At 73.3% G+C, this 13,912-nt stretch carries 11 protein-coding genes; 1 reads left to right on the plus strand and 10 read right to left on the minus strand.

Translation table 11 applies throughout. The annotated features are described in order from the left end of the window. Positions 1 to 44: 44 nt before the first annotated feature. The 3 genes from ACFYYJ_RS19395 to pdxH form a co-directional block, all read right to left on the minus strand. Positions 45 to 1,367 (minus strand): PAS domain-containing protein, encoded by a 1,323-nt coding sequence (locus ACFYYJ_RS19395; RefSeq protein ID WP_385364071.1) that lies wholly within the window; start codon positions 1,365 to 1,367, stop codon positions 45 to 47. A 104-nt stretch (positions 1,368 to 1,471) separates the two neighbouring features. Then, a complete protein-coding gene (locus ACFYYJ_RS19400; RefSeq protein WP_389133937.1) occupies positions 1,472 to 2,044 on the minus strand; it encodes a PH domain-containing protein in 573 nt (190 codons plus the stop codon). Between the two features lie 382 nt (positions 2,045 to 2,426). Then, positions 2,427 to 3,050, minus strand: coding sequence for a pyridoxamine 5'-phosphate oxidase (gene pdxH, locus ACFYYJ_RS19405; protein ID WP_385128743.1), 624 nt, complete (start codon positions 3,048 to 3,050; stop codon positions 2,427 to 2,429). 237 nt (positions 3,051 to 3,287) lie between these two features. Here pdxH and ACFYYJ_RS19410 point away from each other — a divergent pair, with 237 nt between their 5' ends. Next, the gene (locus ACFYYJ_RS19410; protein ID WP_376660498.1) at positions 3,288 to 4,394 is read left to right on the plus strand and encodes a citrate synthase 2; all 1,107 of its coding nucleotides are present in this window, start codon (positions 3,288 to 3,290) and stop codon (positions 4,392 to 4,394) included. A 68-nt stretch (positions 4,395 to 4,462) separates the two neighbouring features. On the opposite strand, the gene ACFYYJ_RS19415 is transcribed toward ACFYYJ_RS19410, so the two are convergent. The 7 genes from ACFYYJ_RS19415 to ACFYYJ_RS19445 all read right to left on the minus strand — a co-directional run bounded on the left by ACFYYJ_RS19415 (position 4,463) and on the right by ACFYYJ_RS19445 (position 13,602). Next, on the minus strand, positions 4,463 to 5,077 hold the full coding sequence (locus ACFYYJ_RS19415) for a TetR/AcrR family transcriptional regulator (RefSeq protein WP_385128703.1): 615 nt from the start codon (positions 5,075 to 5,077) through the stop codon (positions 4,463 to 4,465). Then, positions 5,065 to 5,802, minus strand: a complete 738-nt coding sequence (locus tag ACFYYJ_RS19420) for an enoyl-CoA hydratase family protein (protein WP_389133941.1) — start codon at positions 5,800 to 5,802, stop codon at positions 5,065 to 5,067. The genes ACFYYJ_RS19415 and ACFYYJ_RS19420 overlap by 13 nt, the downstream gene beginning before the upstream one ends. 328 nt (positions 5,803 to 6,130) lie before the next feature. Beyond that, positions 6,131 to 7,291, minus strand: a complete 1,161-nt coding sequence (locus tag ACFYYJ_RS19425; RefSeq protein WP_385364067.1) for an acyl-CoA dehydrogenase family protein — start codon at positions 7,289 to 7,291, stop codon at positions 6,131 to 6,133. Next, a complete protein-coding gene (locus tag ACFYYJ_RS19430; protein ID WP_389133944.1) occupies positions 7,288 to 9,222 on the minus strand; it encodes a biotin carboxylase N-terminal domain-containing protein in 1,935 nt (644 codons plus the stop codon). Before ACFYYJ_RS19430 ends, ACFYYJ_RS19425 begins: the two co-directional genes overlap by 4 nt. Before the next feature lie 8 nt (positions 9,223 to 9,230). Continuing rightward, positions 9,231 to 10,829 carry an acyl-CoA carboxylase subunit beta gene (locus ACFYYJ_RS19435; RefSeq protein ID WP_389133946.1) on the minus strand — a complete coding sequence of 533 codons (1,599 nt, stop codon included), beginning with the start codon at positions 10,827 to 10,829 and terminating at the stop codon, positions 9,231 to 9,233. Continuing rightward, positions 10,826 to 12,805, minus strand: coding sequence for an acyclic terpene utilization AtuA family protein (locus ACFYYJ_RS19440; protein ID WP_389133949.1), 1,980 nt, complete (start codon positions 12,803 to 12,805; stop codon positions 10,826 to 10,828). Before ACFYYJ_RS19440 ends, ACFYYJ_RS19435 begins: the two co-directional genes overlap by 4 nt. Continuing rightward, positions 12,802 to 13,602 (minus strand): TIGR03084 family metal-binding protein, encoded by an 801-nt coding sequence (locus tag ACFYYJ_RS19445; protein WP_389133952.1) that lies wholly within the window; start codon positions 13,600 to 13,602, stop codon positions 12,802 to 12,804. Before ACFYYJ_RS19445 ends, ACFYYJ_RS19440 begins: the two co-directional genes overlap by 4 nt. Positions 13,603 to 13,912 lie beyond the last annotated feature (310 nt).

Here is a 13,912-nt window from a genome sequence, read left to right on the forward strand (position 1 = left end):
CCTCCGGGCGGCCGGGGCGACCTTGAAGCGGCCTCAAGCCGACCTCAAGGCCGCCTCTGGTCCAGGTCGAGGCCCGCCAGGTCCAGGTCCGCCGCGACCCGCGCCGCCACCTCCTCCGCATACGCCGCGTCCGCGCGTTCGAACGCCGGCCGCGAGGGCCCGCGCAGGAAGGTCAACGCCCCCAGGGTCCGCCCCCGGCTGCGCAGCACCGTGCACAGCCCGTGCGCCGCGCCCTCGGGCCACTGGCGGGCCCGCGCCCACTCCGGGTCCGCCTCCCCGCGGGGAGAACTGGCGCGCACCGAACCGATCCGGTCCAGCGCCTGCAACGCCGGGTGACCGGCCTCGTACCGCACGGGGATCGAACCGGGCCCCGGCAGTTCCGGCGGCGAGGCCGCCGACCGTACGAGCCTGCGCCGCTCCAGGCCCACCGAGGGGTCCAGTACGTCCAGCAGCGCGTGCTCGGCGAAGCCCGCCAGGGCGAAGTCCAGACGTACCGCCGCCGCCTCCGCCGGGTCCTCGCACTCGGCGGCGGCCCGCCCCGCGCGGTGCAGCTGGTGGGCGCGGAACCGCAGCTGCGCGGTGTCCAGCTGCGCCTGCCGCTCCTCGGTGACGTCCTGGAACACCCAGCCGACCCCCAGCGGCACCGGCTCCTCGGCGAGCGGCGAGGCCAGCCGCAGGAACCCGCACCTCCAGCACCGCCGCCGCACCCCCTCGGGCGTGCGCACCGAGACCCACATCTCCACGGGCGCGGGCGGCGCCCCCTCGGCGAGCACGTGCTGGAGGGCGCCCTCCAGCTCCTCCACGCCCTGCGTCAGCAGCTCTCCGAGGGGCCTGCCGAGCAGTACGGTGCGGCCGGTGCCGAAGGCACGTGCGGCGTGCGCGTTGACCACGGCGGGCCGCAGGTCGACGTCCACGAGGACGACGCCCCAGGACGCGTCCTCCATCAGGGCCTCGCTGAGCGCGATGGACCGCTCCAGGTCGATCTGCGCGTGCACCTCGCTGAACGCGCAGTACACCCCCGCGGGCTTCCCGTCCGCGCCCGGCACACCGGCGGACTGGGTCCGTACGAGGACCCGCCCGCCGTCCTTGGTCAGCAGGGCGAACTCGTGGACCTGCCGCCCGGGTGCGTCCTGGGCGGCCATGAGTCTGTCCTGCACGTCCTGGGCGTCGGCGGGCCGTACCGCCCACCCCTCGAACCCCTTGCGCCCCACGGCCTCGGCGGCCGACCAGCCCAGGATCCGCTCGGCTTCGCGGTTCCAGTGGGTGATCACGCCGTCGGAGTCGAACGCGCACAGGGCGGCGTCCATCCCGTCGAGCAGCGCTGCGAGCAGATCGTCGGCGGTCTCGTTACGTCCGGAAGCACTCACCTGGCACCCCCTGCAGGTGTTCGCGTGTGCGGCACGTCAGATCATTGAACGCGAACGTGACGCAGCCCACACTGCTTTCCGCGGATTGGGTCCGGGAAACCCGGTCAGCGGTCGCCGAAGAGGAACACGGCGCCGAAGACCCCCGCCAGAACGACCACGGCGATGCCGGCGCCCACGGCGAACACCCGCCAACCCGACGACCAGCGGTAGAGCCCGTCGTACCAGGCCGTCCGGCGGGCGATGCGCCGCTCCGCCCTCGGGTCCGGCGCCCAGTCGGGCCGGCGTCGCTCGTGCAGGAGGGACCGGAGTGCGGCGACCTCCCGGGCGAGGTCCGGCAGCTCCGTGCTGTCCACGCACGGCAGGGGGACGCCCCGGCCGTCGGCCCGGTAGGCGTACGTCATGACCTTGGGCACGGCGGCGCCGACGGCCGACGTCTGCAGGGCGACGGTGCGGAACTCGTGGATGCCGTCCCAGGGGATCCGGCGCGGGCGACCGAAGTTGCGCATGACGATGCCCTGGTCGTCGACGATGGTGTACTTGCGCGGCCTGCTGAGGACGGCGAAGGTTCCGAGCGCCACGAACAGTCCGATGATCAGCCACTTGATCCCGTCGGACACGGGCAGGTCGGCGGTCTTCAGACAGCCCCCTCCGAACAGGACGACGATCGCGGTGATCACGACCCAGTTCCCCGATCTCGTCCGGTACTCCCGCGGCAGCGCCGATTGCGGCATGTCTCCCCCTCGGATCGTGCTCCGTCCAGGCGGACCCCGGCCCCGGAGCGGCGGGGAAATAAAACGGTTGTGGCCACGGGGACGCCTGCCTAGGCTCTGACGTACACGAGAAGGGAGGTGGTTCCCGAAATGTACGGAAACCGGACGCGTGAGGTGGCTGCGGGCTAAGCGCCCGTCGTCGCACGCACCCAGTGCGGTGCCCGGCGGGATCGCCGAGCGCCAATCCACAGCAGTCACCCGACCCGCGGGCTCGCCGGTACGTCCGGCCGGCTTCTCCCACTGCAGGGGAGAGACCCGAGCCCGCGGGTCGTCTGTTTTTCGGATGCCGCTAAGGACAGAGCCGCTCCACGCGCCACTCCTCCGCGTCCAGGACGTACCGCAGCCGGTCGTGCAGGCGGTTCTCGTGGCCCTGCCAGAACTCCACCTCGTCCGGGACCACACGGATCCCGCCCCACTGCGGCGGGACCGGGACCTGCTCGCCCTCCGGGTAGCGGGCTTCGAGCTCCGCGTACCGGCGGTCCAGTTCCGCGCGGGAGCCGATCACGCTGGACTGCTCGCTCGCCCAGGCTCCCAGCTGCGAGCCGTGCGGACGGGAGCGGAAGTACGCCGCCGTCTCGTCGCGGCCGATCCGGGACGCCGTGCCGGTGACGACGACCTGCCGGGCGATGGGGTGCCAGGGGAAGAGCAGCGCCACGCGCGGGTTCTCGGCGATCTCCCGGCCCTTGCGGGAGTCGTAATTGGTGAAGAAGACGAAGCCGCGGTCGTCGAACTGCTTCAGCAACACCGTGCGGGAGCTGGGACGGCCGTCCGCCGTCGCCGTCGAGACGATCATCGCGTTCGCTTCGAAGACGTGGGCGTCGGCGGCCTGCTGGAACCACCTGGCGAACTGCCGCATCGGGTCCTCGGCGAGGCTCTCCTCCTCGACGATCTCCGAGCGGTACTGCTTGCGCATGGTGGCGGGATCAAGGTCCTGGTCGGTCACCCGGCCATCCTGCCGCAGCGGGACCGTCACCGGTGTGCCGTATGTCACGCTTCCGCACCGCATCCGGAGCCGACAAAATCTTGGGGCCGGTCCGACGGTCCCACACGGGTGACCATCGGCCGTGCCGGGCATCAACGGGGATGACCGCGCCGGACCGCGAATCACGCCGGGAGCCGCGCGTGTTCGCACTATCTGAGGAGCCGCCTGATGTCCGACTTCGTACCCGGTCTCGAGGGAGTCATCGCGTTCGAAACGGAGATCGCCGAACCCGACAAGGAGGGTGGTGCGCTCCGTTACCGCGGTGTCGACATCGAGGACCTCGTGGGCCACGTTTCCTTCGGGAACGTCTGGGGCCTGCTGGTCGACGGTGCGTTCAACCCCGGTCTGCCCGCCGCCGAGCCCTTCCCGATCCCGGTCCACTCCGGTGACATCCGGGTCGACGTGCAGTCCGCGCTCGCGATGCTCGCCCCCGTGTGGGGTCTGAAACCGCTGCTGGACATCGACGAGCAGACCGCCCGCGACGACCTCGCGCGCGCCGCCGTCATGGCCCTGTCGTACGTCGCCCAGTCGGCGCGCGGTCAGGGCCTGCCGATGGTGCCGCAGAAGGAGATCGACAAGGCCGAGTCCGTGGTCGAGCGGTTCATGATCCGCTGGCGGGGCGAGCCCGACCCCAAGCACGTCAAGGCCGTCGACGCGTACTGGACCTCTGCCGCCGAGCACGGCATGAACGCCTCCACGTTCACCGCCCGGGTGATCGCCTCGACCGGTGCGGACGTCGCGGCCGCGCTGTCGGGTGCCGTCGGCGCCATGTCCGGGCCGCTGCACGGCGGTGCGCCGTCCCGCGTCCTCGGCATGATCGAGGAGATCGAGCGCACCGGCGACGCCGTGGCGTACGTGAAGAAGGCCCTGGACAAGGGCGAGCGCCTGATGGGCTTCGGGCACCGCGTCTACCGCGCCGAGGACCCGCGCGCCCGCGTGCTGCGCCGTACGGCCAAGGAGCTGGACGCCCCGCGCTACGAGATCGCCGCCGCGCTGGAGAAGGCCGCGCTGGAGGAGCTGCACGCGCGCCGCCCCGACCGGGTGCTCGCCACGAACGTGGAGTTCTGGGCCGCGATCATGCTGGACTTCGCGGAGGTCCCGGCGCACATGTTCACCTCGATGTTCACGTGCGCCCGTACCGCCGGCTGGTCGGCGCACATCCTGGAGCAGAAGCGCACGGGCCGCCTGGTCCGCCCGTCGGCCCGCTACACGGGCCCGAGCCGGCGCGACCCGCGCGAGATCTCGGGTTACGCGGACATGGCCGAGACGGCCTGACCCGCCCCCGCCTCGTCGCCGTCAGGGCGTCGCACCCCCCGCAACGGGGTGCGGCGCCCTCGCGCTTTTCACCCCGTTCCCGCCAGGGTGGCGTCGATGACGCGGGACCACTGGGCCACCACACGGGCCCGGCGGGCCGTGTCGTCGGTGAGGACGTTGGCCAGGCCGAGGCCGCGGGCCATGTCGAGGAGGCCCTGCACGGTCTCCCGTACGCCGGGGACGGACTCGTCGGCGCCGAGCAGCCCGACCGCGATGCGGTGGGTCTCGCGGCCGACGCGGGCCTCCAGCTCGGTGACGCGGGGGCGCAGCTGCTCTTCGTTGGAGGCGGCGACCCACAGCTGGAGGGCGGCCCGGAAGAGGGTGCCGGTATACAGGTCCACGATGGCCTCGACGGCCGCCGGGCGGGCGACGGGGCCGGCCTGGAAGAGCTCGCGCAGGGCGGTGGAGCGTTCCTCGGCGACGAACTCGACCGCGGCGGTGAAGAGGTCCTCGCGGGTCGGGAAGTGGTGCTGGGCGGCGCCCCGCGAGACGCCGGCGCGCTCGGCGACGACGGCGACGGTGGAGCCGGCCCAGCCGTGTTCGGCGAGGCAGGAGACGGCCGCCTCCAGGAGGTGGCGGCGGGTGACGCGGCTGCGTGCCTGCTTGGGGCCCTGCCGGATCTGGATCTCGCTCACAGGGCCCACGACGGGTTCCGGCGTTCGAAGCGGGCGGTGATGCCTTCGCGGGCCTCGTCGGAGGCGAAGAGTCCCGCGGACAGCTCGGTCAGGCGGGCGCCGTCACGGGCGACGGCCTCGCGCACGGCGGCGGCGGTCAGCGACTTGGTGGCGGCCAGGCCCTGTGGGGAGGCCTTGCGCAGCCCGGCGAGGACGGGTTCGAGCGCGGCGTCGACGTCCCCCTCCGAGTGGAGCGTCAGCAGCCCGATCCTGGCCGCCTCGGCGGCGTCGAAGGCCTCGGCGGTGAGGAAGTAGCGGGCGGCGGCGCGCGGGTCGAGGCGCGGCAGCAGCGGGATGGAGATCACGGCGGGGGCGAGGCCGAGGTGGGTCTCCGTGAACGCGTACGAGGACTGCGCCCCGGCGGCGGCGATGTCGCAGACCCCGAGCAGTCCGAGTCCGCCGGCGCGGACGTGTCCGGTGACGCGGGCGACGACGGGCTTGGGGAGTTCGGCGATCTCGCGGAGCAGGGCGAGGAAGTCGGCGGGGTCGCAGGGCGACTTGAGGTCGGCGCCGGCACAGAAGGTGGTCCCGGTGTGCGTCAGCACGACGGCCCGGACCTCCGGGTCCGCCCCGGCGTCGGCGAGGGCCGCGCGGAGGGCGGCGACGAGGTCGGCGGAGAGCGCGTTGCGGTTGGCCGGGGAGTCGAGGGTGAGCGTGGCGACGCCGGTCGCTCGCGCGGCGTGAACGGGTGTCATGTCTCCTCCGGAGTGGTGTCGGGCGATGGGGACGCTACCGGACCCCCTGCGGGGAGCTCGGCGGGGTTACGGCGGGGGCGGACCCCCTGCCGGACCCCTGCGGGGAGCTCGGCGGAGTTACGGCGGGGGTTGGCCCCTGCCGGACCCCCTTGCGGGGCCCTGGCGGGGCTGGGGCGGGAGCCGGGGGGCCGGGCCCGGCAGATCCAGCCCCGCCGGCGTTTGAGGCACGGGGTCCGGGGCGGAGCCCCGGGCCTGTTCAGCCCGTCCGGCGTTTGAGGACCGGGGCCGGGAAGAGCCCGGGGAACGGCTCCGCGCAGCTGGACAGGGGCTAGTAGGACTTCGGGAGCCCAAGGGTCTGGTGGGAGACGAAGTTCAGGATCATCTCCCGGCTGACCGGCGCGATCCGGGACACCCGGGCCGCCGTGATCAGGGAGGCCAGCCCGTACTCCCGGGTGAGCCCGTTCCCGCCAAGGGTGTGCACCGCCTGGTCCACCGCCCGCACGCACGCCTCCCCCGCCGCGTACTTCGCCATGTTCGCCGCCTCGCCCGCCCCCATGTCGTCCCCCGCGTCATACAGCGCAGCGGCCTTCTGCATCATCAGCCGGGCCAGTTCCAGCTCGATGTGCGCCGTCGCGAGCGGGTGGGACACGGCCTGGTGGGCGCCGATCGGCTCCTTCCACACCTGGCGGGTCTTCGCGTAGTCCACGGCCTTGGCCAGCGCGTACCGCCCCATGCCGATCGCGAAGGCGGCCGTCATGATCCGCTCGGGGTTGAGCCCCGCGAAGAGCTGGAGCAGTCCCGCGTCCTCGTCCCCGACCAGCGCCGAGGACGGCAGCCGCACCTCGTCCAGCACCAGCTCGAACTGCTTCTCCGCCGCCTGGAGTTCCATGTCGATCACGGTCCGGCCGAAGCCCGGGGCCTCCCGCTCCACGATGAACAGGCACGGCTTGAGCCGCCCGGTGCGGGCGTCCTCCGTGCGGCCGACGACGAGGGTGGCGTCGGCGATGTCCACGCCGGAGATGAAGACCTTGCGCCCGCTCAGGATCCAGTCGTCGCCGTCGCGGCGGGCGGTGGTGGTGATGCGGTGGGAGTTGGAGCCGGCGTCCGGTTCGGTGATGCCGAAGGCCATGGTGCGGCTGCCGTCGGCGAGGCCCGGGAGCCAGGCGCGCTTCTGCTCCTCGGTGCCGAAGCGGGAGATGACCGTGCCGCAGATGGCGGGCGAGACGACCATCATCAGCAGCGGACAGCCGGCGGCGCCGAGTTCTTCGAGGACGATGGACAGCTCGGCGATGCCGCCGCCCCCGCCGCCGTACTCCTCGGGAAGGTTCACGCCGAGGTAGCCGAGCTTGGCCGCGTCGGCCCACAGCTCGTCGGGGTGACCGCCTTCGCGGGCCACGCGGGCCAGGTACTCGCGCCCGTACTTCTGTCCCAGCGCGGCGACCGCCGTGCGCAGGGCCTTGTGTTCCTCGGACTCGATGGTGTGGCTCATGACTGCGGTTCCTCCTGGACTACGGCGAGCAGGGCGCCGAACTCGACCTGTTGGCCGGTGGCGGCGTGGAGCGCGGTGAGCGTGCCGGAGGCGGGGGCGAGGATGCGGTGCTCCATCTTCATGGCCTCCAGCCAGAGCAGTGGCTGCCCGGCGGTGACGGGCCGGCCGGGGGCGAGGCCCTCGGCGACGCGGACGACGGTGCCGGGCATGGGGGCCAGCAGGGAGCCCGGTTCGGTGCGGTCCTGGGGATCGGCGAACCGGGGGACGGGGGTGAGGGTGTGGGCGCCGGTGAGGGCCGAATCGACGTAGACCTCGGGCTTGTTCGAATTTTGTTTCACGTGGAACAGGCGTCGGACACCGTCGACTTCGAGCGTGACGAGCTCCGGGGTGGCGGAGAGGACCCGCACCCCCGGATGGTCCACGGGCTGGTACGCGACCTCGTACTCGGACCCACCGGAGGTGTAGCGCCGGGTCTGCGGCTGCGAGCGGACGTTGCGCCAGCCGCCCAGCCGCGCGGCGAGCGACGCCCCCGGGGCGGGAGCCGCCTCGGCGAGGGCCGCCGCGAGGGCCGCCAGGGTGGCGTCGGGGGCGTCCTCGGTGAGAGTGGCGAGGTGGCGGTCGTAGAAGCCGGTGTCGAGCCGCCCGGCCGTGAACTCCGGGTGGCGCAGGGACCGTACGAGGAGCTCCCGGTTGGTGGTGAGCCCGTGGATCCGGGCCCGGGACAGGGCGTGGGCGAGGACGCGGACGGCCTCGGCGCGGGTCGGGGCGTGGGCGACGACCTTGGCGAGCATGGGGTCGTAGTGGATGCCGACGGTGTCCCCGTCGGTGAATCCGGTGTCCACGCGGACCTCCCCGGGCACGGCGAGGGTGTGCAGGACACCGGTCTGCGGCCGCCAGTCCCGGGCGGGGTCCTCGGCGTAGAGGCGGGCCTCCACGGCGTGGCCGCCGGCCGCCGGGGGCGCCGGCGGCAGGGCCGCCCCTTCGGCGACGCGCAGCTGCAGGGCCACGAGGTCGATGCCGAACACGGCTTCGGTGACGGGGTGTTCCACCTGGAGGCGGGTGTTCATCTCCAGGAAGTACGGGCGGCCGTCGGCGGTGACCAGGAACTCGACCGTGCCGGCCCCCCGGTAGGAGACGGCGCGGGCGGCGGCCACGGCGGCCTGGTGGAGGTTCTCGCGCAGCGCTTTGGGCAGGCCGGGCGCGGGGGCCTCCTCGATGACCTTCTGGTGGCGCCGCTGGAGCGAGCAGTCGCGGGTGCCGAGCGGCCAGACGGTGCCGTGGGCGTCGGCGAGGATCTGCACCTCGACGTGGCGGCCGCGCTCCACGTAGGGCTCGGCGAAGACCTCGCCGTCCCCGAAGGCCGAACGGGCCTCGGCGGACGCCGCGTCCAGCTCGGCCTTCAGCTGGTCGAGGTCGCGCACCACCCGCATCCCGCGCCCGCCGCCGCCCGCCGCGGCCTTGAGCAGGAGCGGCAGGTCGGCGTGGGTGGCGGAAGCCGGGTCGACGGGGTCGAGGAGCGGGACCCCGGCGGCGCGCATCAGCTCCTTGGCCCGGGTCTTGGAGGCCATGGCCTCGATGGCCCCGGGCGGCGGCCCGATCCAGACCAGCCCCGCGGCCTCGACCGCGCGGGCGAAGTCGGCGTTCTCGGAGAGGAACCCGTAACCGGGGTGGACGGCGTCGGCACCGGCCGCCAGAGCGGCCTTGATGATCAGGTCGCCGCGCAGGTAGGTGTCGGCGGGGGCCGCGCCCGGCAGGCGTACGGCACTGTCCGCGCTGCGCACGTGCAGGGCGTCGGAGTCCGGGTCGGAGTGGACGGCGACGGTGTCCAGGCCGAGGGCGCGGGCCGTACGGAAGATCCGCACGGCGATCTCCCCCCGGTTGGCGACCAGCAGGGAGCCGATGGGGGCAGCGGAAGCAATGGCATTGGTCATCTGCGGGCTCACATCCGAAAGACGCCGAAGCCGCCGCGGGCGCCCTCGACCGGGGCGTTGTGCACGGCGGACAGGCACAGGCCGAGGACGGTGCGGGTGTCGCGCGGGTCGATGACTCCGTCGTCGTACAACCGCCCGGACAGGAACATCGGAAGGGACTCGGACTCGATCTGCGCCTCCACGAAGGCGCGCATCCCGGCGTCGGCCTCCTCGTCGTAGGGCAGGCCCTTGGCGGCCGCGGACTGCCGGGACACGATGGACAGCACGCCGGCGAGTTGCTGGGGCCCCATGACGGCGGACTTGGCGCTCGGCCAGGCGAAGAGGAACCGGGGCTCGTAGGCCCGCCCGCACATGCCGTAGTGCCCGGCGCCGTACGACGCTCCGACGAGCACGGACAGGTGCGGCACGCGGGAGTTGGAGACCGCGTTGATCATCATCGAGCCGTGCTTGATGATGCCGCCCTGCTCGTACTCCTTGCCGACCATGTAGCCGGTGGTGTTGTGGAGGAAGAGGAGCGGGATGTCGCGCTGGTTGGCCAGCTGGATGAACTGGGCGGCCTTCTGGGACTCGGCGCTGAACAGCACGCCCTGCGCGTTGGCGAGGATGCCGACCGGATAGCCGTGCAGGGTGGCCCAGCCGGTGACCAGGCTCGGCCCGTACAAGGGCTTGAACTCGTCGAAATCAGACCCGTCGACGATCCGCGCGATCACCTCACGCGGATCGAAGGGCGTCTTGAGGTCCTCCGGGACGATCCCGAGCAGCTCCTCCGGGTCGTACAGCGGCTCGGCCGCCGGCGCCGGCTCCGGCCGTTCCTTGCGGTGGTTCAGCCGGGCGACGACACGGCGGGCCCGGCGGATCGCGTCCTGCTCGTCGAGGGCGTAGTAGTCGGCGAGGCCCGAGGTACGGGCGTGCATGTCGGCGCCGCCGAGCGACTCGTCGTCGCTCTCCTCGCCGGTGGCCATCTTCACGAGCGGCGGCCCGCCGAGGAACACCTTCGAACGGCCCTTGATCATGACGGTGTGGTCGGACATGCCGGGGATGTACGCGCCTCCGGCGGTCGAATTGCCGAACACCACGGCGACGGTGGGGATCCCGGCGGCCGAGAGCCGGGTCAGATCGCGGAAGATCGCGCCGCCCGGGATGAAGATCTCCTTCTGGGAGGGGAGATCGGCGCCGCCGGACTCGACGAGGCTGATGACGGGCAGCCGGTTCTGCAGGGCGATCTCGTTGGCCCGCAGCGCCTTCTTCAGCGTCCAGGGGTTGCTGGCCCCGCCGCGGACGGTCGGGTCGTTGGCGGTGACCAGGCATTCGACGCCCTCGACCGTGCCGATGCCGGTCACCATGGAGGCGCCGACGGGGTAGTCGCTCCCCCACGCGGCGAGCGGCGACAGCTCCAGGAACGGCGTGTCCGGATCCAGCAGCAGCTCGATCCGCTCGCGCGCGAGCAGCTTGCCGCGGTCCTTGTGCCGGGCGGTGTACTTCTCGCCGCCCCCGGCGAGCGCCTTGGCGTGCTCGGCGTCGAGCGCGGTCAGTCGTTCGAGGGCGGCGGTACGGGCCTGCGCGTGCTCGGGGGCGCGGGGGTCGACGGTGGTACCGAGACGGGTCATGAGCCGTTCCCCTCCGGGGCGGGTGCGTTCAGCAGGTGGATCGGGATGTCGAGGTGCCGGGCCCGGAGCCATTCGCCGAGGGCCTTGGCCTGGGGGTCGAAACGGTGCCCGGAGGCGACGCCGTCGCCGAGGATCCCCTCGATGGTGAAGTTCAGGGCGTGGAGGTTCGGCAGCACATGCCGGGTTGTGGGGAGGTCCCGGGTCTCGGGGAGCAGTTCCTGGAACCGCTCGACGGTGAGGGTCCGCTCGACCCACTCCCAGGCGGCGTCGCTCCCCACCCACACCCCGACGTTGGCGTCCCCGCCCTTGTCCCCGCTCCGGGCCCCGGCCACCGCCCCCAGGGGGGCGCGGGTCGTCCCCCCGGCGAGGTCGCTGCTCCCTGCGGGGCTCTCCCCCACCCCGCCCCTTCCCGAACCGGGGCTCCGCCCCGGACCCCGCTCCTCAAACGCCGGAGGGGCTGGATTCGGGCTACTGCCGTCCCCCAAGTGCGGCTCGTGTGCCCGCAGGGCGACCCCGGCCCCGCCGGGGACAAATCCAGCCCCGCCGGCGTTTGAGGCGCGGGGGTCCGGGGGCGGAGCCCCCGCCGGGTCCGGGGCGGAGCCCCGGGAGCGGCGGCCGGGGTCGCAAGCCCCGGTTTCGGGAAGGGGCGGGGTGGGGGAAGAGGCCCGCGCAGCGGACACCGGCACCGGCAGACGGGTCCCATCCCCCAGCACCCCCACGTGCGACACCGAGCCGGCCGCGATCAGCGAGGAGGCAAACACCCCGTACGGCTGCGCAGCCCCCGGCGGAGCCGTGACATGGAACCCCGGATAACTGCCGAGCGCCAGCTCGACCGCGGCCGACGTCAGCCCCCTCCCCACCCGCTCCGCCGAAGGATCGCGGACCACCAGCCTCAGCAGCGCACTCGCCGTCTCCTCCGTCCCCGCGTCCTCGTGGTCCGTGCGGGACAGGGTCCAGGCCACCTCGGCCACGCCCTCCAGCGCCTCGGACAACTGCGCCCGCACCAACGCCGCCTTCGCCTCGATGTCCAGGCCGGTCAGTACGAACACCACCTCGTTGCGCCAGCCCCCGATCCGGGTGACGCCCACCTTCAGCGTGTCCGGCGGCGCCTCCCCCCGCACCCCCGAGATCCGCACGCGGTCCGGCCCGTCCCCGCTCAGCCGGACCGTGTCCAGGCGGGCGGTGACGTCCGGGCCGAGGTACCGCACGCCCTGGGTCTCGTACAGGAGTTGCGCCGTGACCGTCCCGGCCGAGACGACGCCGCCCGTGCCCGGGTGCTTGGTGATCACCGACGAACCGTCCTCGGCGATCTCCGCCAGCGGGAACCCGGGCCGCCGCACGTCGTGCCCGGTGAAGAAGGAGTAGTTGCCGCCGGTGGCCTGCGTTCCGCACTCCAGGACGTGGCCCGCGACCACCGCTCCCGCCAGCCGATCGTGGTCGTCCGGGGCCCAGTCGAACCACCAGGCCGCCGGCCCACTGACCAGCGCCGCGTCCGTCACCCGCCCGGTGACGACCACGTCCGCGCCCGCCCGCAGGCACTCGGTGATCCCGCCGCCACCCAGATAGGCGTTCGCGGTCAACGCGCCCTCGGCGTACGGCATCAGATCGTCGCCCTCGACATGGGCCACGGTCACCGGAACCCCCACCTTGGCCGCCAACCCCCGCACGGCCTCGGCGAGTCCGGCCGGATTGAGTCCGCCCGCGTTCGCGACGATCCGTACGCCCCGCTCGTGCGCGAGGCCGAGCCCCTCCTCCAGTTGGCGCAGGAAGGTTTTGGCGTAGCCGTGGTCCGGGTTCTTCAGCCGGTCCCGGCCGAGGATCAGCATGGTCAGCTCGGCCAGGTAGTCCCCGGTGAGCACGTCCAGCGGGCCGCCCGTCAGCATCTCCCGCAGCGCGTCGAAGCGGTCGCCGTAGAAACCGGAGGCGTTCCCGATCCGCAGCGGTCGCCGCACCACACCCCCCTGCCGTCCGGTCATCGGGACGCCCCCGGCTCGCGCCCCGCCCCCGCCGGTCCCGCGAAGGCCTGGGCGATGTCCAGCCAGCGGTCCGCGTCGGGCCCGGTGGCCGTCAGGGCGAGGTCGGCGCGGTGCGCCCGCTGGGTCACCAGCAGGCAGAAGTCGAGCGCCGGGCCGGTGATCCGCTGTGCGGCGTCGGCGGGCCCGTACGACCACACCCCGGAGCCGTCGGGGGCCTCCAGTTCGACCCGGAACTCCTCGGTGGGCGCGGCCAGTCCGCGTACGGCGAAGGCGTAGTCGCGGGCCCGTACCCCGATCCGCGCCACGTGCCGCAGCCGCGCGGTCGGGGCGCGGCGCACGCCGAGCGCGTCGGCCACGTCCTGGCCGTGCGCCCAGGTCTCCATCAGCCGCGCGCTCGCCATCGAGGCGGCCTTCATCGGCGGCCCGTACCAGGGGAAACGGGTCTCCGGGGAGGCGGCGGCGAGCGCCTCGTCGAGGGCGGTACGGGTGGCCCGCCAGCGGGCCAGCAGTTCGGCGGGCGGCAGCTTCGCGCCGTCCTCCGCGCCCTCGTCGACGAAGGAGTCGGGGGCCTTCAACGCCTCCTCGACCATCAGCCCGAAGGCGGCGGCGTCGGTGAGGGAGAGCAGCGCGGCCCGGTCGGTCCAGTGCAGGTGGGCGATCTGGTGGGCGATGCTCCAGCCGGGGGCGGGCGTGGGCCGCACCCACTCCCGCCCACTCAACTCCCCTACCAAGGCGTCGAGTTCACGGCTCTCCTCACGCAGATCGGCGTAAACGGCGGCGACGGACGGCTCGGGCACGGTGCGCTCCCCTCTCGGCGTGAGGGAAGACTGGCAGCCCCGAGCAAAACAATCAAGCACGCTTGCATGTTTTGTTGGCAAGCCTTCGGGAGCCGACGCGTTCCCGCCGGCCGCCCCAACCCCCCTCGGGCAAGGGCACGTTGCCGACCGGGCGCGGAGGCCGGAGGCCGGGGGACGATTCAGGCCGGAATCCGGAAACTAGCGATACGTCACCGGATGTCCCGTCGATACTGGGCGTTCCGCTCCGGGCCCGGGCGCACGCACACGTTCATGTACTCGCCGGCATTCGCTGCCGCCCGACGAAGAGGAC

Origin of the sequence: Streptomyces sp. NPDC002467 (assembly GCF_042889825.1) — a bacterium.
Classification (GTDB): Bacteria; Actinomycetota; Actinomycetes; order Streptomycetales; family Streptomycetaceae; genus Streptomyces.